The following is a 21,781-nucleotide window of genomic DNA, read 5'->3' on the forward strand; positions in this document are numbered from 1 at the left end:
GTGGCCGCACTAACTCCCCGTGTCGCTGCCGAACTGGCAGATATTGTTTATCAGATTGAACGCCCTTCCGCATCGGGCATTTACCGCCTGAATATGGCTAATTATGAGCTTCGAAATTGCTTTAGCTTCGATTTGTCTGCCGGGCCGGTACGAGGTGTTTCAGGAGGTAGCCTATTTAGCCTGTTTAATAAAACCACCGGTTTTGCGTTAGTGGGTAAAGGAATAAATAATTTTGCCAGCGATTATGTAGTTGCCATTCGCGGTACAAAGATAAACCGTGACTGGCTGACAAACGCTAATATCGGCGTTACCGGTGGCGACAACAATACTATGGTGCATGCTGGCTTTAACAAGGCGTTTCAGTCTATGAAACTGGCGCTGGAGAAGATTTTAGCCCCGTTATTATCAGGCAATCCGGGGGCAACAGTGCATTGTGTCGGTCATAGTCTGGGCGGCGCGTTGGCGTCTCTTACCGCAGACTGGTTAAAAAGCAGCTACCCATGCAATGTAAATTTATACACTTTTGGCGCGCCGCGGGTAGGTATGCATGCTTTTGCAAAAAAACACAGCGGCAGCGTCAATGCCATTTACCGGTGCACCCATGGCGCAGATCCGGTGCCAATGATCCCACTGTGGCCTTTTATCCATGCGCCTTACGCCGGCACTGAATACCGGCTGGACAGTGGCTCTGGTATTAGTGTCCAGGCCCATGGCATGGCGGAGAATAAGTCGCCCGGCTATCTGAATACCGCAAACAGTCGCAACTGGCAAACCCTCAATAAACGCTCCTCAGCCAATTTAGAGCAGATCCGGCTTAAATATAAAAACCGCAATCAGGCGTCATTTTCTACCTACTGGGCAGATAAACTCAGTGGCGCGCTGATCACCTTGTTGAAAGATGCAGGATATTACACCGCTGTAATGGCCCAGGCCGCCATTGGCACAAGCTTAACCTTCTACGATATGCTGGCCCGCTCACTGGAAAGTATTGCCAAAGCATCAGCAAAATTTGCAGAGCAAGCCAGAGGCTTACTGGGCCATATGCTGGTATTTGCCCGCCAGGCAGTTACCACCGTTACTGAACTTAGCTTTAAGTTTATTCGCTGGGTATTTGATAAAACCCTGACGGCCCTCTACCGCAGCGCCCGCGATGCGGTAGATAGCATATTATAGAGAGAAGCAGCGCCCGCGATGCGGTAGATAGCATATTATAGAGAGAAGCAGCGCCCGCGATGCGGTAAATAGTGTGTTATAAAGTATAAGATTTATATTTATACGCAATTGCCGGCTTATTCGGCAGTTTCCGATCTGGACAGCTGCCATGGCCATTTGCCGGTTAATTCAACCTCAAGGGTAAAGCTTAAAAACGTCCGGATCAGCACCACCAGCGCCAGCACACCCACCGTAGTGAATGTTAACTCTACTGCGACGGTATGAATAATATCGGCTGCAATCAAAAACTCCAGCCCTAACAAAATGCCGCGGCCCAGCCGCTGGCGGATCTCTTGCTGAATTGACCGTGGTGAATCGCCTTTAAGTAACCTGATAATGCCGTGTAAAAGTGAATACACCGCAATAACAGTAATAATCCCAATACCCAGCAGTTCAATCGCTACAGCGCACCACTCAGGCCAGTTACCCAGTAAACCTGTCATTCCGTCAGCCAAATTACCTCCGTTAGCTTTGCAGCATGTGTAATGTCTTCTGTAAGCATAGCCTAAGCAGATGGCAGTTTTATCTGTATTGGTTTTTACCAGGCTTTGAGCCTGTCGCCGGCTACTGCTATCACGATCTCAGTATTGTTTGCAGGTAGTCAAGATGTAACGGCATTTTGTCAGACAGTTCAGCAATTTTCTGGCGCACATTATTCATGTAGTTATCCAACTGGGTATCTGACATGGTATTGATCATCTGCATCGTATGCTGAGGTAATGAGCCTTGCCCCACCAAAACACTTAACCAGCTACCTTCAGTAAACACATCATTGTGCTCATGATGCACGTATCCTGTTTTTTGATATAGGTCCAGTTTATGTTGCAGACTGTCTGGCAGTTCCATATTCTGACAATCTCGCCAAAAAGGTTCATTTCTTCTGTTGTTTAAATGGTAATGAAGTATCACAAAATCCCGTATTTTTTCCATTTCAGCAGCAGCTTCCTCATTGAACTGTTTAGCCAACACCGCATTTGTTTCTGCATTTGGAAACAGCAGAGACAGACGGGTAATGGTTTTTTGGATCATATGAATACTTGTTGACTCCAGCGGCTCGAGAAAACCGCTGGATAAGCCTACCGCGACACAGTTTTTCTCCCAAAACCGCGCTCGCATTCCGGCATTAAACTTGAGCATGCGCGGCTGTGCCAGCGGCTGACTGTCTATTTGTGACATAAGCAAAGATTGAGCCTGCTTGTCATCCATATAAGCACTTGAGTAAACAAGGCCATTACCTACCCGGTGCTGCAAAGGGATCCGCCACTGCCAGCCTGCTATTTGTGCCTTCGCCCTTGTATAGGGCACGAAATTATCGTCAGTAACAGCCGTTGCTACAACTTGCGCCCTATCGCACTTCAACCATTTTTGCCAGGAAATAAATGGTACACCCAAAGCACCACCTAACAGCAATGATCGAAAACCGGTACAATCTATAAAAAAATCACCTTCAATAACTCTGGTATCATCTAACCGCAGTGATTCAATATGTCCGGTAATCTCATTTAAACGAATATCAGTTATGTCTGCTTCTATATGCGTTATGCCACGACTGGTGGCGTACTCTTGTAAATATCTGGCGTACAGGCCTGCATCAATATGATAGGCATAGCCCGCCCCGCTAAACAGCGAACTGATGCTTGGATCAGGATGACAAAACTTTTTCTTTCTCGCGCACGTCGAGGCTAAAAAATGATCTTCTATGTTGGCCTGAGGGTGGTTCTTTTGCCAGCGCAGCCAATAGTGATAGAACGGCAAGCCCTGACCATGATCGCCAAGACCGCTGAAACCATGAATATACTCGCTTCCAGCTCTGTTCCAGTCGACGAAATTAATTCCTAACTTAAATGTGGCTTTAACTTTTTTCAGAAAGTCTTTCTCATCAATACCTAACAATCGATTAAAATGGACAAACCCAGGAATGGTCGCTTCACCAACGCCAACAGTACCGATAGTAGGTGACTCGATTAAGCACACATCAAAGCCTGCCCGGCCGAGGGTTTTAGCCATTAGCGCTGCAGTCATCCAACCGGCTGTGCCACCACCGGCAATAACGATTCTTTTCCACATACCTTTACACCATGTAATCTGTCATACCGGAGTGACAGTGATTAACCTGTTTAAACAATCACAATGCCAGCAGCTCACTGTGTTTTTTAAAATTCAGGCCACACCTGCGGATAAAGTCACTTAAGGCCTCTACTTCCTGCTGATAAAAAGAATAATCAACCGATGGCTCCCTGTTTTTGACAGGAAAAACACCATAGCCTGCCAGCATGCATGCCCAGGATTTAGGTTGATAGCTCCCCATCAATTTGTACTTATGCATATCCGCAGCGAAATCCGGACTGTGCTGCCAAAGCGTTAAAATTTTGCTTAAGGTAGCGGAAATGTTGTTATTTGCGGCATTCGCCAACCAATAGTCGCTATCGGTTCTTTGGTTCATTTTGTAGTGGCAAACCACATAATCTCTGATGCCGTCAAATCGGGCGTTAATATCTGAATTAAAGGCTTCTTCAAATTTATTTGTAAACTTACCCTTCTGAAAATAATCAATAAACTGAGCAATGGTATTAAATGAAAGCGCAATGGCGGTAGCTTCCAGCGGTTCGATAAACCCTTGCGATAACCCTACAGCCAGACAGTTTTTATGCCAGTGTTTTTCGACCCGCCCTACTTTCATCTTCAAATGCCGGGCAGCAACATCACTATCTAATAAACCCAGATGCTGCCTCAGTTCAGTTTCAGCCTGATTGGCATCAATAAAGTCGCTGCTATAAACATAACCATTACCAAAGCGATTGCGCAGTGGGATCTGCCATGCCCAGCCATTCGACAATGCCGTGGCTGTTGTTTCAACCGGCAGCACAGCTGATATTGTGGTTGGCATAACGACTGCCGAATCATTAAATAAATTATCTTTAAAACTTAAATAGCTGACTTTTAATGCTTTTTGCATCAGCAACGCCTCAAAGCCTGAGCAATCGATGAAAAAGTCGGCGGCGAGTAAAGTACCATCGCTGAGTTTGACAGCGCTCAGCCTGTCATCGTTATCAACTATGACATCAGCCACATTTCCGTAGACTCTGGTAACACCTTTGCTTTGGGCATTTTCTGCCAGAAACTGCCCTAAAAGGGCGGAATCAAAGTGATAGCCATAGGCAACGCCAAAAGGAAAAGACTCAGCAGGCAACGGCCCCAGATTCTGTCTGGCTAAATATGTCTCCAGAAAATAGTTATCCGGATGAGCATCTACATCATAGCCCTGCATTCTTGCCTGAATATTCCTGAAAAAAAGCGGAACCGTAAACACATCATCGGTTTGTGCTGCAAAAGGATGAAAATAAGACTCGAAACCGCTAACAGCTGACCATTTATCAAAAGTAATTCCATTTTTGTAAGTGGCATTGCAGCGTGGCATCCACTGTAGATCTGTGACACCAATAGCATCAAAGAACAATTTTAAATGCGGAGTACTGCCCTCGCCTACGCCAATGATCCCTATCTGTTTCGACTCAACCAGACAAATTTCAGTGCCAGGCCATTTACAGGCTAATAAGTTAGCCGCCATCCAGCCGGCTGTGCCTCCGCCAACAATCAATACTTTTTCAGGTTTGGATCCGTTATCTGACATTAAAGTTTACTCATCTGAATTTTAGCCATTTTTTATTTTTGTAATTTTTTTATAAAGTAGTCTTTGACTGACCTTACATACTCAGGCGACATCTCTCCTAATATATGCAGCTGATGCGCTGGAATATAGGAGGCAGGGTCAACTCCTTGCCTGAATAAATAATGATCAAACAAGCAGCGCCATGCATTGCGTTGTCTGGGGGTCATATCACGCATGGCTAAAATTGCAATTTTCAGACTATCTGAAAAGTTTGGCGAGGTTGCATCAGGCGCAAACGAGCCATTCCACCAGTAATTTATCAGCGCGTTAACCTTGTCCAGCGACTCAACATAATGCCACCAGAGCATCGGTATAAATAACGCATCACCGGGTCCCAACTCTACAGAACAGGCGTTTTGTAATGCCGTTTTGAATCTCGGATAGCGAGCAAAATCCGGCTTACGAAGGTTAACCATACTTACTGGCACACCTGCCGGCGTAAACTCCAGAGGGCCAGGGTACAGGTTACTGGTTTGCTGCGGCGGAAATAGCACAAACCGACGCCGCCCTGCTACCACACAGGCAACGTTATCAGTACCGTCATAATGGGTATCCACTACCCCGGCATTGCCAAGCCATAAACGCGGTTGTACATCGGGAAAATAAGCCGAGGGATTATCAGCAACTAAACCGGGCAGAATATCTTCAGTTAATGCGCTTTGCATCGATAAGGCAGGGCCAGAGTCCTGATCTGCAAGTTCGAGTAAGCGTCTCATCAACAAATCCAGCCGCTCTTCTGCACTGACAAAGGTAAAACCTGTCAAATCGTCATTATAAAAAAAACGCTTATCTGTGCCGACATCTGCATTAGCAGGCGCAGCAGAAACCGTCACTTTTTTCCCACTATAAAACCGGGAAAGGTAAGCAGTAAAATCGTTATCAGATTTGTTGGCTGCAGCCACTAGCGGCCAGTCGGCAGCAAAACCACGAAGTACGGCCGGCTGTTGCTCCGGTACGACTTCATCAAAAAACTGCCGGGCTGACAAATCCCGAAATTCGGCAATTGCTTTAACGTTGTTAATAAATTCGATGTCCGCATCCCCTGTTAAATTAGTCGGGCGCTTGCTTTGTCACTCTCAGTTTCTGACTGTTATTTCTGCAGTCTGGCAATAAAGTAATCTTTTATCTTTCTGACATCTTCGGCCGATAAATTACCGAGAATATGCTGCTGATGCTCCGGAATATATGAGCCTGGATCGATCTCCTGCTTAAATAAATAGTGATCAAACATACAACGCCAGGCATCACGTTGTTTTTGAGTTAAGTTGCGCATTGCCAGCAAAGCGATATTCAAACTATCAATAGCGCTGGGTGAAACCGCGCCCGGTGCAGAAGAACCATTCCACCAGTAATTCATTAATCCATTCACTTTTTCCAGTGATTCAACATGATGCCACCAGAGCATGGGAATAAAAATGGCGTCACCTGGCCCTAGTTCAACACTGTAGGCCTCAGCCAGAGCATGCTTGTACAGTGGATAACGTTCATGATCAGGTGTGTTCAGATCCACCAGACTGGTGGGTGCACCCGCCGGGGTGAAGTTGAGTGGGCCGGGGTACAGATGACACGTTTGTTCAGGAGGAAACAGAATAAATCGACGACGGCCAGCAACAACACAAGCAATGTTATCTGAGCCATCGTAATGAGCACTGACGATGCCTTCATTGCCAATCCAGAGCCGTGGCTCCAGGTTAGCGAAAAAGTCGGACCGGTTTTCATTAACCAACCCGGGTAAAATATCGCTGATAACGGCGTTCTGCATCGAAATAGCGGGATAAAGGTCTCTTTCGACCAGCTCTAACAAACGACCTAAGAATAAGTCGACCCGCTCTTCACCACTTAAATAGTTTATATCGGTCAAGTCATCGTTGTAATAAAACCGCTTATTGGCAGAGGGCGGTGCCACCACCATTTTGGCCTTTTTACCGGTATAAAACTGAGTCAGATAAGCAACAAAATCAGCGGGCGACTTGTTGGCAGCCGCAACTATTGGCCAATCTTTAGCGAAACCACGAAGCACTATCGGCTGCTGCGCCGGCGCAATCTGCTCAAAAAAATGTGCTGCACTGATTGTCGAAAATTCTGCAATAGTTTTGAATGTTGTCATGGACTTGCCTGCACACCTTTCGCATTGATTACGTTCTGGTTTTTATCAGTTAAGCTACTTATCTTGTTACTTGGGCCGGACAATGCGCCTGAATATAATCATGATGGCCTGGCATTTTCATCACCGTAGCGCGGATATTCTGCACATTTTCAATTAGCGTATTGGCTAAGCTATGCTTGTCAAAAGCATCCAGTAACGGGTGATACTTTTGCGGGCGTATTTTCATCCCCTCTAAAATAGAGCACCAACTATCAGTAGAGAAAAACTGGCCGGGGGTATGCTCTATCTGCCCTCTTTTTCGAAACAATGCTATTTTTTCTTCTAACGACTCTGGTAACGGCATATTCTGACACCAACGCCAGAATTCAGTATCATCCCGACCCGACGTACAGTAATGCAAAACAATAAAATCGCGGATTTCCAGATAATCAGCATCGATTTTTTGATTAAATGCGAGTTCAGTGTAGGAGTCAAAATCCCTGTCAGGAAAATGTTTTATAAAATGGATTAAGGTTTTATATACCAGATGAATTGCTGTCGATTCCAGTGGTTCTAAAAACCCGCCGGCCAGTCCCAGAGCAAGACAGTTGTTATGCCATATTTTCGTTCGCTTACCTGTTACAAAAGGAATAATTCGGGGCTCATTCAGTAAGGTGCCGCTCAGCCGGCTCAGTAAGGTATTAACAGCTTCGTCATCGCTGGTAAACTGACTGGCAAACACATAACCATTACCTGCGCGGTGTTGTAATGGGATCTTCCAGGCCCAGCCAGCATTAAGAGCAGTGGCGATAGTATAAGGAACCGGCTTACCAACATTCTCAGTCTGGACAGCAACAGCGCGGTTACAGGGCAAATAATTTGACCAGTCTTCAAAGCCAACGTCCAGTGCCTGCGCAATCAGTCGCCCACTAAAGCCGGTGCAGTCAATAAAGAAATCGCTGTTAAGCTTAACGCCATTATTCAGCGTCAGCCCCGAGATAAAGCCGTTGGGATCAACATCGACGTTTTCTACCGTTGCTTCTATTCTGGTTACCCCACGCTTTATGGCAAGCTGGCGTAAATATCGCGCCACCAGCACCGCATCCAGATGGAGTGCATGAGCATAGCTTGATAATACCCAGTTTTCAGGCTGCGGCGGGCGCAGCATAAAGCGCTCATTTTCGGCCATAATAGCGGCGGCAGAATGGTCAAGCCATTGGGTTTGGCCGCCATCGGCCAGCGACTTTAACCAGGCCTGATAAAAATCAAAGCCGTTAATATCTTTGCCAACCCGGCCAAACGGGTGAAAATAATTTGCTCCCGGCGTCAGCCAGTCATCAAAACGGATACCCAGTTTAAAGCTGGCGGAGGTCGCCTGAATAAATTCTTGCAGATTAATCTGGCAGACCTGCAGAAAATCCATAATTGACGGTACTGTCGACTCGCCAACGCCAATACTTGCAATATCAGCGGATTCAACAACAGTGATCTTAATATTACTGCCCCTCAGTGCACTGCAAAGTAAGGTGGCCGCCATCCAGCCAGCCGTGCCCCCGCCAACAATACAAATGGATGCTAATGATTTCTGCGATAGGTTCTGCGATGATTTGTGCATAGTACAACCGTCTTTTTTCAACCACTATAAGCGCCTTTATGACTGAAAGTTACTACGAGCAGTCAAAAATAATTGAACTGCGCCATGTTGCCATGGCGCAGTTCAGGCGGCTACTGCTGTCATCATTAATCAGAAAACAGCACGAACAGTCAACGCATACCGGCGATCTGTGGTGAAGGTAAAGGCATCCGTTTTTGTACCCTCCTGGTTTTGCTGATACTGTGTTTCGGTATCAGTTCCCAATACGTTGTTAACCTGCAACCCCACTTTGATGTTGTCGTTGATAGTGTAAAACAAACTCGCATCCATCATTCCCTGAGCCTTAGAGTAGGCCGGAACAAACTCTTCAGACTCCCGCAGTGTTAACAGGTATTCTGAACGCCAGGTATACGCCAGACGAAACGCGAAATCATCATTTTCATACATGCCGACAATATTGACATTCTGATCAGAGTATCCCTGTAGTGGCAGGCCGGTAAACTGTCTGAAAGTATTGCGGTTATCACTGATCGGCACACCAGCACCATTAAACTGAATTGGCCGGGTCGGGTTAGTATTCGGATCTTCCAAACCGTTCTGATCAATATAGGTATAGTTAAATTGCATACCTAAACCACTCCACATCCCCGGTAACATATCGTAAAACTGGGTATAAGAAAGCTCATAACCACGAATCGTTCCTGAGCCGGTATTATCAGGCCCGTAAGCCGACACCGGATAGGACGTGCCATCAACCTCAACCTCGGTCGAAAATTGTTTATTGCGGATTATGTTTGACAGTCTTTTGTGAAATAAACCAAGTGTCAGTGAACCCACCTGTGAGAAATACCACTCTGCGGTCAGATCCAGGTTAACAGATTCTTCCGGCTCTAAGAACGCATTGCGGGCATTGGCACTGATTTCAATATTTGTCAGGTCAACTGTAGGGTTGGTTGCTTCATCTTTGCCTTCATCCGGGTTCTGATATACCTCTTGATAATCCAGGCTAATTACCATTTTATTGGCCGCATCAACCAGACTTGGGTAATACAACCCTTTCGAGGCGCCGAATCTGACAATAAAATCTTCAGTTATACCAAAATTCAGATTTAAGCTTGGCAGTACGGTCGTGTAGTCAGTACCGTCGATGGTACTGGCAAAGCTCTCACCTGACGCCAGGGCAAAAATACTGGGGTACTGATTCTGCATCACCTGATAAAGCGAACCCGTCTCGTCGGTACCGCGGCGGGACGTGGCAGGTAAACTGATCCCGCCGGTAGATTGCAGTTTATAGTTAACATAGCGCAGACCGACGTTACCAGAAATGTAAACGTCAAGCTTATCAATTTCAAAGTCGCCACGGACATAAAATTCGGTACGCTCGGTGTTGCTTGAACTGATATGACGCGGTGCAAAATGACTGAACACCCGATCAGCTAAGTCTTCATAAGGTAGTGCACAACCGCCACTGCCATCCATTGCGGTGCCTTGGGCAATCCAGCTACCGCAGCCATCACGTAAGGTCTGGACGTAATTTTCTGCCAGGTTCATCTGCGGAAATAAAAAGCTATCGTAAGGGCCAACCAGAGTATTGCCGTTATTATGGTCCGAGAAATCAATACGGTCGTAAAGCTCCGGCACTACTTGCGGCGAAGCATTGTAAGATGCCTGGGCATTCCACGGTGTACCCAGCGCCTGCCAGCCTTCATAGTCGGTATTGCGAACTGTCAGCTCCTTTTCAGAATAATATAGTCCGGCTTGTATTTTGGTAAAGGTACCGGCAAGTTTGTACTCAACATCCAACTGCAGCGTGTCTGAGTTGGCCTCATTATGCTCTTCCTGCTGCATACCATTAGAGATCCGCAGAATAGGGTTAGTATTCGGCTCTACGTCTGCGGGGTTCGAGGTATTTTCATTCAGATACTCGATGGTGGGAGATGAACCACGCAAATCGAGAAAGAACGGCGCGTATTGCGCAGTCTGATTACCGTTAATTCGTGAGGTAACAGAGTTATTGTGGACGATCTGCTCTGAATCAACATGCTGATAATCAACAACCACGGTTAAAATATCGGTCGGTTTAAACACCAGATTTAACGAGGTGTCTTCAACAGTACTTTCGTTGTAATTATAGCGGGAGCGAAATTGCAGCGGCAATTCCGGCTCATTTGAACGGCCAACACCGGAGGTCAGGTAGCCATTGTTGTCAACGGTCAGCGGCCGGCCCTGGTCGCCCTCATCGAACCATTGAATCGCATTCGGCGCATAGGGCAAAAAGCCGCGATCACCCGATGCGATGACATACTCCCGCCAGGTTAACGAGGCATCAGAATTAATATGCTCTAACGTCATCGTAATTTTCTCGTCAGCACTCTGCCACTGTAATGCTGCTGTCAGCCCCTGACGTTTACGATCATTTTCCGCAGTAGTCATAGTGTAGCTGGCGGGAGCATACCAGGTTACACCATCTGGCTGACCTTCTAATGCTTGTCCCTCAAATTCAGGAACATAAGCAGCCTGATCTTCCTGGGTATATTGAACGGTGTCTTCAAAGCCTGGTCCACAGGCACGCCAGTCTGCCGCACCCGGAATACAGGGATTCGAGTATAAACCGGCGACAATACCAGGGCTTGGTGTGCCCCACTCATCATAAGAAAAGGTATCTACCGGGCCACGGCTGTGATAGTTACCCAGGCCAAAACCATCACCGCGGGTTCTTAGCTCTGAATCCGATACTGCAACCAATAATCCAAACTTACCGGAATCTGTGTCCCAGTTATCAGAGAACAGTGCACTAAAGGAAGGTGTGGCCTCTTTGCGGTAATCACCATAATTTGCCTGCGCGCTGACTGCAAACATCCGTTCGTCAGAATCAAATGGCTTGCGGGTAATAAGATTGACGGTGCCGGAAATACCACCTGAAATAAGGTCGGCTGTCTGGTTTTTTACTACCTCTACTGCACTTAGCAACTCGGCTGGAAAGTCTTCATAGCTTAAGCCGCCGTAGGGGTTGGCACTGAATGAATCACGGCCGTTAATTTCGCTGCGAACCCGGTCTAAACCACGAACCAGCACGCTGGTTCCCTCATCGGCGTAATGTTTTGGATCATCAGAAGAGGCAAAACGCTCTATGGTAACACCGGGTAAACGTTGCAAGGCTTCAGTGACTGATTTATCCGGCAAAGCACCAATATCCGTGGCGGTAACCACATCTTTTACCGTGTCAGCATAACGCTTCAAATCCTGGGCTGATTGCATACTGCCCCGGATCCCTTTTACTTCAATTACTTCAACTGCTTCAGCATTTTTCTGGGCAATGACACCGCTGTCATTCTCAGGCAAAGTTTGTGCCGCCAGCCACATTGGGCTTATCCCCAGCAAAGCTGCAGAAATTGCCAGGCTTAACCGGGCCTTTTTAATTCCGCACTTGTTGTTCTCGCTCAGTAATTCAGACATAGTTTAAGTCTCTTCTGTTCTTGTTGTTATCCATCCAGGCTGCCAACAAGCTTACTGCTGACATAGCCGTTACATTATTATCTTGCTCTTCCCGGTAAACCCGACATCACTACCAAATACGCCAGACTCAAATGTTACTTTGTACCATAGAGTTCAAAAAGTAAACATTAATTAGCGAAAAAACAGCTTTATATAGCATCTAATTCTAGACAAGCTTGCCGTTATTGCTTATTAATATGTTACCAAGTAACAACAGAAGCCCTTTTGTTATGCATTATGTAGGTTATTTTTTACTGCTAATCCTAAGCGCAACGCCGGCTTTCGCAAATACAGACTTACCCATTCTGCCATTTCCGGCAGAACTGACCCGCCAACAAGGCCAGTTTCAGCTTAGCAACGAGTTTGCAATCAGCCTGCCTGATAACAACTCCACACTTAGTGCAGCAACTGAGCGTTTTAAGCAGCGACTGAGCCAGCGGACCGGACTGAGTTTTAATGCTGAAGCCCCGCCTGTTTTACTATTACAGCTGACAGGACCTGAATCCTATGAAAAGGTGCCAGCGGCAGAGATGAATGAATACTATCAGCTGCGGGTAACGCCAGCTAAAATTGAGCTGCAAGCCCCGGCGACCACTGGCTTACTGCGCGGTCTGGAAACTTTACTGCAACTGGTCCGGATCACCGATGATGCCGTGACTATCCCGGCGCTGACCATAATCGACCAGCCCCGTTTTCGCTGGCGCGGCCTGCTACTGGACCCTGCCCGCCGCTTTTTGCCTGTGCCCACCCTGAAGCGTCAGCTGGATTTAATGGCGGCAGTAAAACTTAATGTGCTGCATTTACATTTAACCGATGATCAGGGCTGGCGCTTTGAATCATTGCGCTATCCCAGGTTACATGAGGTCGGTGGCCGCGACGGCTATTACACTCAGCAACAATTACGCGAGTTGGTGCAGTACGCCGCGCAGCGCGGTATCCGGATTGTGCCGGAGATAGACCTTCCCGGCCATACTACTGCACTGGGAGCAGCCTACCCTGAACTGATGGCCGCCCCCGGGCCTGCAACGCCAGAGCGACACTGGGGAGTACATAAAGCCGTATTGGATCCCAGTAATGAACAGGTTTATATATTTCTTACTAATTTACTGGCTGAAGTTGCTGCAGTATTTCCGGATCGCTACCTGCATATCGGTGGTGATGAAGTGTTGCCGGATCACTGGCTGACTACGCCCCATATTGTTGACTTTATGCAACAACAGCAGCTGCCCAATGCGCCGGCACTACAGGCGTACTTTAACAACCGGTTGCAAAAAATTGTCCAGCAACTTAACAGGCAGATGATTGGCTGGGATGAGGTGCTGGACGACAAGCTGCCAGGCTCGGTACTGGTGCAATCATGGCGAGGCACCGAATCGCTGGCCAACGCCGCCCGGGCTGGCCATCAGGCTATTTTGTCGACCGGTTATTATCTGGATCAGCCGCAATTTGCCAGCTATCACTATCGCAATGACCCATTGCCCGAACCCGTTGCAATGCCAGAACTTAGCACACTGGAGCATTGGTCAGCCTGGCAATTTCAATTCAACCGCAAGCGAGGCAGCGCGATCAGCGGACAGTTACTGCTGTTGCATATGCGCGATGGCAGCAGTCAGGCCTTATTACAATTTACAGGGCGTCAGCCGCAACTGCTATCGCAATTTACCATTAATGCCAATCAGCTACATTTTTACACAGACAGCTGGATGGGACCGTTACAGGGCAGCTTTATCACCGAAATGAGTACCTGCAATATACAGCAGCCGTCAGCCTTACACGGCCAACTGTTGGTTGGTAATGCGTTTTATCATGTCCGTGGCCATCCGGTTGCTCTGCAGCAACCAGCCAGCGTGCCACTGCCTTTTCAGCTGCCTCAGCAGCAACTGGATGCCGCCAGTGAGGCCAGAATTATCGGCGGTGAAATTGCATTGTGGGGCGAACTGGTAACGCCAGACAATATTGATATCCGGCTTTGGCCCAACGGCTTTGCTGTTGCCGAGCGGCTATGGTCAGCAGCCAGCTTGCAGGATGAGCAAAACCTGTACTGGCGGATGCAACAGCGGTTTGACCAGCTGACAGCTGACAACATTTTACAGACGGTAGCACAGCAACAGCAGGGGCTCAGCTTGCTTGCCGGCCCGGCCAAGCTGGCCGCACTGACCGTGCTTAGCCAGACCCTGGAGCCTGGCCACTACTATCACCGGCTGCATGAAAAATCGGTCGCCGGTGCTTATCATGCTGATGAGCCGCTAAACCGGCTGGTCGACTTTCTTAGGGCTGAGCATCCGCAAATGCGCCAATTTACCCGGCAGACAGCAGGTTGGTTGGCAGACGAAAACCCGGACACGCTGGCCGCACTACTAAACCAGTTACAACAATGGCAGCAGGCTGCTGAGGCATTAACAGCTGTTGATAAGCCTGCATTAGTTTCGCTGGCCGGGCAGGTGGCAGCACTTAGTCAGTCGGGGCAACTACTGCTTAACCGTATTCAACAGCAACAGCCGCTGACTGCAGCAGAACGCAAGTTAATCAGTGGGCAGCTGGCGCAGGGAGCCACACTTCAGCAGGAAATGATCATAGCACTGCACCGGCCGCTGCAAAAGTTGCTGGAATTCGCGCCGCACAGCGAGGTTTGGCTGGCACCAGACACTTTTGCGCCGACCATTGAGGGGCCGGCTGTAGACAGCAAAGGCAACTTGTACGCCGTAAATTTTGCCGTTGAAAGCACTATAGGTAAAGTTACGCCGGGCGGTAACGCATCGCGCTATCTTAGCCTGCCGAAGGGCAGTATTGGCAATGGCATAGTGTTCGATAAAGCAGGTGCAATGTATATTGCTGATTATACCGCTCATAACATCTGGAAGTATCAGCATAACCAGCTTAGTGTTCACGCCCATAACAGTGCCATGCATCAGCCAAACGACCTGGCTATACTCGACAATGGTGTGATCTTCGTCAGCGACCCTGACTGGGCAAATAACAGTGGCCGGGTGTGGCGGATTGCCCCTGATGGCAACAGCAAGCTGGTGGCCGAAATGGGCACCACTAATGGTATTGCTGTCAGTCCCGACCAGCAGTACCTGTATGTCAACGAGAGTGTGCAGCGCCGGATCTGGCGTTTTAATATTAATTCCGACCACAGCCTGAGTAATAAACAGTTAATTGCCCGCTTCAGCGATTATGGCCTGGATGGCATGCGGGTTGACCGTGATGGCAATCTGTTTGTGGCACGCTATGGCAAAGGTACGGTGATAAAACTCAATAGCAACGGTACACTTTTGGCCGAATACCGGCTGAATAACCTATTGCCTACTAATGTCAGCCTGAATAATGATGAAACGTTGCTGTATGTCACAGTGCAGCAATGTGGCTGCATAGAGCGGATCCCCCTGACTTTTGACTGAGTTAGGAGTGGTCCCCCACAGGTATGCTGATCAGTTAAAGGGATTTTCATTTATTGGCCAGATTGGCCGTCTGAGTTTTTGATAGTCGTTACGTTTGGGATCGCTTGGATACGGCGCGCCGGCATCAACATAGATAATCTGGCTGGCCAGCGGCGCAAACCCCTGATAAAAATGATTGGTCGATTTTACCAGCAGGATCCGGCGCTCCTCAGGTGCAATACCCAGCGCCCGGAACAGACTGGGATCAAATGACTGACAACGGTTGCTGTTTAAAATAACCTCAATGCCGTCAAAGCTGATTAAGGCACAATCGCCCATGGGCACGCTGCTGTCGGCAAATTGCTGGCTGGCATTGGTCTGCAAACGCTCAACCCTGACCCTTTTGTCCAGTGGTGGCCCGGCGGTCGCGCCACTTTTACCGCCAAAACGCAGCGCAATATCCGCCCCTTCTCCTGCAGCAAAACACAGCTTTACCGCCATCGGGTCCCAGATCGTTCCTACCGCTACTCCGGTCAGCTTTCTGGCAATAATTTGCTCTAAAATCAGTGTGCCATCGCCGGCCACCCCGCCACCTGGGTTATCCCAGACATCAGCCAGCACTGTCGTACCGTCAGCCATGCCAGCCAGATCCAGAGCACTGGCAATATCATTAAACTGAGGCAAGGTACGACCGCGAAAGCTATATAGCTCAATGCCAAGTTCAGCTGCCAGCGCCTGACCCCGTTCAGGCTGGTTATCGGTTATTACCAGTAATTTAGTTCCCATATCGGCAACATCGCCAGCCATAAAACCATGAATAACTGAGATAGACAACACACCGGCTTGCTGCTCCAGTTTTCTTATTTTTGCGACAAAAGATTTCATCGGTTCGTGGGTTGTTGGCAACACATCTATCATCCGACAATCAAAGCTGTTCATTTCAGGCTTTATCTGGCCCCTGACCGCCGCCAGAGCCAGTTGCACCAGTTCCCGTGCCCGCTGCATAAAATCTAAATGGGGAAATTCTTTAAAAGCGATCAGCAAGTTAGCGGCAGTTTGTCGTTTTGCCGTTAAATGACTATGCGGGTCCAGCGTGGCGCCAATAATGGTTTTCGGGCCAACAATCTGCCTTACCCGCCCCAATAAATCCCCTTCACAGTCATCATAGCCCTGTGCCACCATAGCGCCATGTAACCCCAGCAGTACCGCATCTACCGGCATTGCTTGCTGTAATTGCTGCAAAATTTCATCCCGCAGGTGTTCGTAAGACTGCCGGTTTAGCAAGCCACCCGGCTCCGCCCAGGCACAACTGCCTTCAATCAGCTGCAATGAGGGATCGGCTGCTACTGCTTCACGACAGGCTATCAGAGGCGCACTGCAGAGGGTTGGTGTCGCGGGGTGCTGACCAGGAGGCGCGTAAAAGCTGGCATAAAAACTATGCACGTCAGTATACATTGGCGAAAAGGTATTGGTTTCTGTAGCCAGTGATGCGGTAAATATACGCATTATTCCTCCGCTAATTGACGCGGGTTTGAAGTGATTGGTCTGCCGGTTGCTGCGAAGCAGCCGGGCCAGACTCACGCTGTGAGGTAATGATTGCCAGCGCCTGTTGCCGGCTGATAGCCGGCGGCGGAGTGATTAAACTTACCGTTACCGCAGCCAGTAAAGCGGCTGCTACCGCAGGTAAACAGGGGTTGCCCCAGTATGCCAGCCAGACGGCCTGATTAAGCAACACCAGCGAGGTTATCATTGCGCTTAGCATGGCTGCTAATGCTCCCTGCCAGCTGAAACGCAGCCAGAACCGGCCAAGTAAGGCGCAGACAAATAAGCCAGACATCAGGGTGGAGATCATGCCGGTGATATAGCGAATTAAATCATCTGACAACAGCGCCAGGGTAAGCGCCAGCCCCGACACAAGCAATACGGCCAGCCGGGAATATAAAATAGCCCGATCCGCTGGCGGCATACTGCCGGTTGCACCCTGATAAAGATCCCGGATCAGTACCGATACTGCTGCAATCGCATCAGAGCTGGCGGATGATAAAGTGGCCGATAAACCGGCCAACAGTACCACCATGCTCAGTAACGCTGGCAGCAATAGTACCGTCAGGGTGGTAAAAGCAAACTGATGGTTTTGCAGATCAGGTGCCATCACCCGCGCAGTTATACCAATTAAGGCGGGTAACGCAGCGAATGCCAGATAAAGTAAACCTGAACAGGTAAAAGAACGCCGTACCGTCTTAACACTTTTTGCAGCATAAATACGTTGCCGGAAAGAAGGGGTCGCCATGACCCCGATGGCCACCACGCCAGCCAGTGAAACTGCTGGTAATGCGGCTATAGACGTTACCGTACCGCTTTCCTTTGCCAGTGAAAGCGCCATATTAAGCTGGTTTAGGCCGCCAACAGCTTGTACGGCCGCATAACTCATCAGTAAAAAGCCGGTAAACAAAACCAGGGCCATCAGGCTGTCTGTCCAGATAACGGCGCGGTAGCCACCAATCATCACATATAACGTATAAGCTCCGCCGATCATCAGCTTGGCATAAAATAAGTCAATTCCGGTTGCCCAGGACAAATACAAGGCTCCGCCAATAATATGGGCACCGAGCCAGCCAAGCGATGCCAGAAATATCAGAATTGCACTACCCTGTTTAACCCAAAGGTTGGCTCCAACGTAATAACTGAGCTCCTCGCTCATGGTCATAAAGCGCTTTTGCCGTAACGGTGCAAATAACCAGGCTGTCAGTAAAATACCCAGCGCGCCGCCAACACCGTAAAGCATGCCACTCCAGCCGTGGTTATAGGCAAAGCCAACGGCGCCCATACTGGTACCGGTGCCAATCATCGTCGCCACGGTACTGCCAAACGTTAGACGGGTGGAGACATTGCGCCCCGCCAGCAGAAAATCATCATTGCTCTGCTGACGCCTTGATACCAGATAACTGATCACAATCATCAGCATCAGATAAAGGCCGAAACCAAGCAAAAAATGGCTGCTGTTCATATTAAGCCCGGTCAGCACGATAACAGGTAAGATCGACTTCTACTTTACAATCAACCACTAACGATGCCACTGCACAGATCCGTGCTGGCGGTGCTTCAGCAAATACCTGCCGAAAAACCTGATTAAAACTGCTGAAATAACGGGCATCGGTCAGATACACTTTTACATGCACCACATCAGAGAGCTGATATCCGGCTGCCGTCATAATATCCAGGCAGTTTTGCAACGCCAGCCGGGACTGGTCAACAATACCGCCCTCCACCACTTCACCATCACGCATTGGCGTTTGGCCTGACACATACAACCAACCGCCAGCCTCTACTGCTTTAGCAAAGGGTAAGCGCTGGCCGCCGGTGCCGGTACTTTCATCTATGCCATATCGTGTAATGGTCATTTGTTAATCTCCTAATGGCTGGCGCTCGTCGCCACCGCGATGGCTGTCCAGCGATAATTTTACCCGACGCAACTTATCGCGTGATTTACGCTTATTCTGTTTCGCCACTTCAGTCGCCAGCACGTCAATAATGGCCAGCATGGCGTAGCGCGAGGCTGACGGTTTATAGATAAAATCGGTTTCTGGTGCCTGCAAGCCCAACACAATATCGGCGTTATTCGCCAGCGGCGAGCCGGGCTTGGTAATAGCAATCACTTTGGCACCGTATTGGCGGGCTATCGCGGCAGAATCAATGATTTCGCCGGTATTACCGGTAAGCGAAATGGCAACCATCACATCCTGCGGCTCTACTGCCGCGGCTACCATCCGGGTTAGCAGGCCATCCTGATAACTACAAACCGGCATACCAAACCGGAATAACCGATATTGCAGCTCCTGCGAGCCAATAGATGAACCACCGCCCATGCCGATACAAAAAATCATCCGGGCGTTTTGCAGATAGCTAACGGCCAATTTAATATCTGCTTCCACCAGCAATTTCCGGCTTAAATCCAGGGTGTTTTTAATCGCTTCGTAAACGCCCTGAATACCATCCAGATCAGGCGTTTCGTCAACAAAACGCTGCCCTACCGCCAGGGACTGCGCCAGCTTAACTTTAAGCTGGCGCACATCTTTACAATCTACTGTCCGGGCAAACCGGGTAACGGTAGCCTGGCTTACCCCGGCATTGGCCGAAAGCCTGGCAATACTCATTTCAGTTGCGGCTTTAACATTGTCGAGGATAAGCTGCGCCACCCGCTGTTCTGACTCGCTCATTTCGACAAACCGTTCAGAAATACGGGATAACACATCAATTTCGTAACTCATCGTTTTACCTGTCATGTCCTATAGTGTTACTCAGTAACTTTTGCTAAAGTAACATTTCCATCATCAATAAAGATACTTTGTACCATCACGACCGGAAAGTAAATATTAAAATGGCTTTATTACAGCCATTTACCGGTTTTTTGGTAAAAATATACTTTTACAATAAATAGCAGGTTGTTATGAAGTACCAAAATATCGTTCATAAAGCAGCGACACCGGAAGCAGATAATGCCAATCTCAAGCTGTTTGAACATGATGTCTGCTTGCCCGCCGCGCTGTTAAAACAATCAGCAGTACTGCACAACATTAACTGGATGCAGCGCTTTGCTGATGCCAGCGGGGTATTGTTGGCACCGCATGGTAAAACCACCATGACGCCATGGCTGTTTAAGCAACAACTGGCGGCAGGCGCGTGGGGACTGACAGTGGCAACAGCCTATCAGGCCATCGTCGCAGCAGAAGCTGGAGCAAGCCGGATTATTATTGCCAACCAGTTGGTCGGGGCGGCTAATATGCAACTTATTGCCGGCTTGCTGGCCGCTGGCACAGAGGTTTTTGTCTGTGTCGATCATGCCGATAACGCCCGGGCCCTGTCAGCCTTTTTTCAGGCCAGGCAATTGCAGCTGCCAGTACTGATTGAACTGGGCGTACCGGGCGGCCGCTGTGGCTGCCGAACCAATCAACAGGCACTTATCCTTGCTGAGCAGCTTAGCAGCATGCCTGGCCTGGCACTGGCTGGGATTGAATTTTATGAGGGAGTGATCAACAGCAGCGATGTGAAGAACAGTGTGGCCCAGTTCGCACAACAAGCGGCAGCGCTTTGTAAAGCGCTGTTCCGGCAAAAGTTACTGACTCATTCTCAGTTACTGATTAGCGGCGCGGGTTCAGCCTGGTACGATATTGTCGCCGCAGAATTAACCAAAGCCACGGTGCCAACCGACATGCAGATTGTGCTGCGTCCCGGCTGCTATATCAGCCATGACCAGGGCATTTACTGTCAGGCTCAGCATGCTATTGATTCACGCAGTAAACTGGCTGCCAAGCTCGGCTCCAGTTTAGTCAATGCCTTGCAAATTGCGGTTTATGTGCAATCGCTACCCGAGCCGGGGCTGGCAATTCTCGCTTTTGGTAAGCGTGATGCAGCCTTTGACGCTGGGTTGCCGCAGGCAGATGCCCTGTACCGGGATGGTCAGCTTATCTGCGATAAGCTGACTGACTGCCAGACGGTAAAAGTAATGGATCAGCATGCATTCTGGCACTACAGCCCGCAAGTAACACCCAAGGTAGGTGATATTGTGCTGCTCAGCACGTCGCACCCATGTTTGACCTTTGATAAATGGCGAGAGTTGTGGTTAACAGATGACAACTACAACCTGTTGCATACTGTAGAAACACGATTTTGAGCCCGTTACCCTACCCGGTTACTGACTCAGCTGCGCTGGCAGAATGCTACCCGGCAACTTGCTGGCCAGCGCAATTAACCGCTGCTGATGCTGACGAAGGGCCGTTCTGTCTGCTTCTGATAAGCAGGGCTCGACTACCTGGGTGATATTATCGGTTTGCGCCAGCAGTTGTTCTGCCTGCAGCCGCTGATTCTGCGGCAAAAACGGCAGGGTTTGCCGGGTTACAGATAATACCGGCTGCAGCGACTGCAATAAAGGCCAGCTTCCTTTTGCGCTTAGTTCAATGAATAACGCCGGCGTTAACTGATGTTCAGCCAGTATGTTATCCACTTCATTCAGGTAACTTTTACCCTGCTGCTGAGCCCGTACTTCAGCCGCATGGCGCGGCCAGTTGCAGTGGCGTTGCAATTTTACTTTATGCAGCGTGGCCACATCATCCTGCTGAATCCTGGCCAGCTTTGGCAAAGCAGCCTCCAACCGGCTCAGATTCTGCTCAGTCAGCACGGTATTGGCCTGAACAGTTGCAACCATTAGCACCGACAACCCCGTGGCCATAAATATCTGCCTTATCATCATACTACTCCTGCTTTAACGGGCAATTTAAACCGAGTTTAGCCTTTTAACACCATCTGCTGGCTGAACACTGATTACAATTTATACCCCTGTTAAAACA

Annotated in this window: 15 protein-coding genes; 3 read left to right on the forward strand and 12 right to left on the reverse strand. The window is 48.9% G+C overall.

Annotated features, from left to right (window positions below; genetic code table 11):
- Window positions 1-1,173, forward strand: coding sequence for a lipase family protein (locus tag KQY15_RS05560; protein ID WP_217668046.1), 1,173 nt, complete (start codon window positions 1-3; stop codon window positions 1,171-1,173).
- Window positions 1,174-1,289: 116 nt separating this feature from the next.
- On the opposite strand, the gene KQY15_RS05565 is transcribed toward KQY15_RS05560, so the two are convergent.
- The 7 genes from KQY15_RS05565 to KQY15_RS05595 all read right to left on the reverse strand — a co-directional run bounded on the left by KQY15_RS05565 (window position 1,290) and on the right by KQY15_RS05595 (window position 12,018).
- Window positions 1,290-1,667, reverse strand: a complete 378-nt coding sequence (locus KQY15_RS05565; RefSeq protein WP_217668048.1) for a DUF1622 domain-containing protein — start codon at window positions 1,665-1,667, stop codon at window positions 1,290-1,292.
- A 118-nt stretch (window positions 1,668-1,785) separates the two neighbouring features.
- Window positions 1,786-3,279, reverse strand: a complete 1,494-nt coding sequence (locus tag KQY15_RS05570; protein ID WP_217668050.1) for a tryptophan halogenase family protein — start codon at window positions 3,277-3,279, stop codon at window positions 1,786-1,788.
- Between the two features lie 58 nt (window positions 3,280-3,337).
- The gene (locus KQY15_RS05575) at window positions 3,338-4,843 is read right to left on the reverse strand and encodes a tryptophan halogenase family protein (protein WP_217668052.1); all 1,506 of its coding nucleotides are present in this window, start codon (window positions 4,841-4,843) and stop codon (window positions 3,338-3,340) included.
- A gap of 32 nt (window positions 4,844-4,875) precedes the next feature.
- Window positions 4,876-5,868 (reverse strand): cupin-like domain-containing protein, encoded by a 993-nt coding sequence (locus KQY15_RS05580; RefSeq protein WP_217668054.1) that lies wholly within the window; start codon window positions 5,866-5,868, stop codon window positions 4,876-4,878.
- A gap of 104 nt (window positions 5,869-5,972) precedes the next feature.
- A complete protein-coding gene (locus tag KQY15_RS05585; RefSeq protein WP_217668056.1) occupies window positions 5,973-6,989 on the reverse strand; it encodes a cupin-like domain-containing protein in 1,017 nt (338 codons plus the stop codon).
- Window positions 6,990-7,047: 58 nt separating this feature from the next.
- A complete protein-coding gene (locus KQY15_RS05590) occupies window positions 7,048-8,583 on the reverse strand; it encodes a tryptophan halogenase family protein (protein ID WP_217668058.1) in 1,536 nt (511 codons plus the stop codon).
- 129 nt (window positions 8,584-8,712) lie between these two features.
- Window positions 8,713-12,018 (reverse strand): TonB-dependent receptor, encoded by a 3,306-nt coding sequence (locus tag KQY15_RS05595; RefSeq protein WP_217668060.1) that lies wholly within the window; start codon window positions 12,016-12,018, stop codon window positions 8,713-8,715.
- 269 nt (window positions 12,019-12,287) lie between these two features.
- On the opposite strand from KQY15_RS05595, the gene KQY15_RS05600 reads away from it, so the two are divergent.
- Entirely contained in the window at window positions 12,288-15,458 is a 3,171-nt protein-coding gene (locus tag KQY15_RS05600; RefSeq protein ID WP_217668062.1) for a family 20 glycosylhydrolase, read from the forward strand.
- A 30-nt stretch (window positions 15,459-15,488) separates the two neighbouring features.
- Here the strand turns inward: KQY15_RS05600 and KQY15_RS05605 are convergent, their stop codons facing one another.
- Genes KQY15_RS05605 through KQY15_RS05620 form a run of 4 tightly spaced genes read right to left on the reverse strand, consistent with a single transcriptional unit; the run spans window position 15,489 to window position 19,705 of the window.
- Complete coding sequence (locus KQY15_RS05605) at window positions 15,489-16,943, reverse strand: M81 family metallopeptidase (protein WP_217668064.1); 1,455 nt, start codon at window positions 16,941-16,943, stop codon at window positions 15,489-15,491.
- Between the two features lie 10 nt (window positions 16,944-16,953).
- A complete protein-coding gene (locus tag KQY15_RS05610) occupies window positions 16,954-18,444 on the reverse strand; it encodes a sodium:solute symporter family protein (RefSeq protein WP_217668066.1) in 1,491 nt (496 codons plus the stop codon).
- A 1-nt stretch (window position 18,445) separates the two neighbouring features.
- Window positions 18,446-18,838 (reverse strand): RidA family protein, encoded by a 393-nt coding sequence (locus KQY15_RS05615; protein ID WP_217668068.1) that lies wholly within the window; start codon window positions 18,836-18,838, stop codon window positions 18,446-18,448.
- 3 nt (window positions 18,839-18,841) lie between these two features.
- Window positions 18,842-19,705, reverse strand: coding sequence for a MurR/RpiR family transcriptional regulator (locus tag KQY15_RS05620; protein WP_217668070.1), 864 nt, complete (start codon window positions 19,703-19,705; stop codon window positions 18,842-18,844).
- A 179-nt stretch (window positions 19,706-19,884) separates the two neighbouring features.
- Here KQY15_RS05620 and KQY15_RS05625 point away from each other — a divergent pair, with 179 nt between their 5' ends.
- On the forward strand, window positions 19,885-21,108 hold the full coding sequence (locus tag KQY15_RS05625) for an amino acid deaminase (RefSeq protein ID WP_217668072.1): 1,224 nt from the start codon (window positions 19,885-19,887) through the stop codon (window positions 21,106-21,108).
- A gap of 18 nt (window positions 21,109-21,126) precedes the next feature.
- Here KQY15_RS05625 and KQY15_RS05630 read toward each other — a convergent pair whose 3' ends face one another.
- Window positions 21,127-21,684: a hypothetical protein gene (locus KQY15_RS05630; RefSeq protein WP_217668074.1), complete on the reverse strand. Its 558-nt coding sequence runs from the start codon at window positions 21,682-21,684 to the stop codon at window positions 21,127-21,129.
- Window positions 21,685-21,781: the final 97 nt, after the last annotated feature.

Origin of the sequence: Arsukibacterium indicum, assembly GCF_019100565.1 — a bacterium.
Classification (GTDB): Bacteria; Pseudomonadota; Gammaproteobacteria; order Enterobacterales; family Alteromonadaceae; genus Alishewanella; species Alishewanella indicum.

Bases quoted from the DNA above. Each gene is read 5' to 3' on its own strand.
- KQY15_RS05630 (WP_217668074.1), bottom strand. From the start codon at position 21,684: ATGATGATAAGGCAGATATTTATGGCCACGGGGTTGTCGGTGCTAATG.
- KQY15_RS05585 (WP_217668056.1), bottom strand. From the start codon at position 6,989: ATGACAACATTCAAAACTATTGCAGAATTTTCGACAATCAGTGCAGCA.
- KQY15_RS05590 (WP_217668058.1), bottom strand. From the start codon at position 8,583: ATGCACAAATCATCGCAGAACCTATCGCAGAAATCATTAGCATCCATT.
- KQY15_RS05575 (WP_217668052.1), bottom strand. From the start codon at position 4,843: ATGTCAGATAACGGATCCAAACCTGAAAAAGTATTGATTGTTGGCGGA.
- KQY15_RS05625 (WP_217668072.1), top strand. From the start codon at position 19,885: ATGAAGTACCAAAATATCGTTCATAAAGCAGCGACACCGGAAGCAGAT.
- KQY15_RS05610 (WP_217668066.1), bottom strand. From the start codon at position 18,444: ATGAACAGCAGCCATTTTTTGCTTGGTTTCGGCCTTTATCTGATGCTG.
- KQY15_RS05595 (WP_217668060.1), bottom strand. From the start codon at position 12,018: ATGTCTGAATTACTGAGCGAGAACAACAAGTGCGGAATTAAAAAGGCC.
- KQY15_RS05620 (WP_217668070.1), bottom strand. From the start codon at position 19,705: ATGAGTTACGAAATTGATGTGTTATCCCGTATTTCTGAACGGTTTGTC.
- KQY15_RS05615 (WP_217668068.1), bottom strand. From the start codon at position 18,838: ATGACCATTACACGATATGGCATAGATGAAAGTACCGGCACCGGCGGC.
- KQY15_RS05605 (WP_217668064.1), bottom strand. From the start codon at position 16,943: ATGCGTATATTTACCGCATCACTGGCTACAGAAACCAATACCTTTTCG.
- KQY15_RS05570 (WP_217668050.1), bottom strand. From the start codon at position 3,279: ATGTGGAAAAGAATCGTTATTGCCGGTGGTGGCACAGCCGGTTGGATG.
- KQY15_RS05600 (WP_217668062.1), top strand. From the start codon at position 12,288: ATGCATTATGTAGGTTATTTTTTACTGCTAATCCTAAGCGCAACGCCG.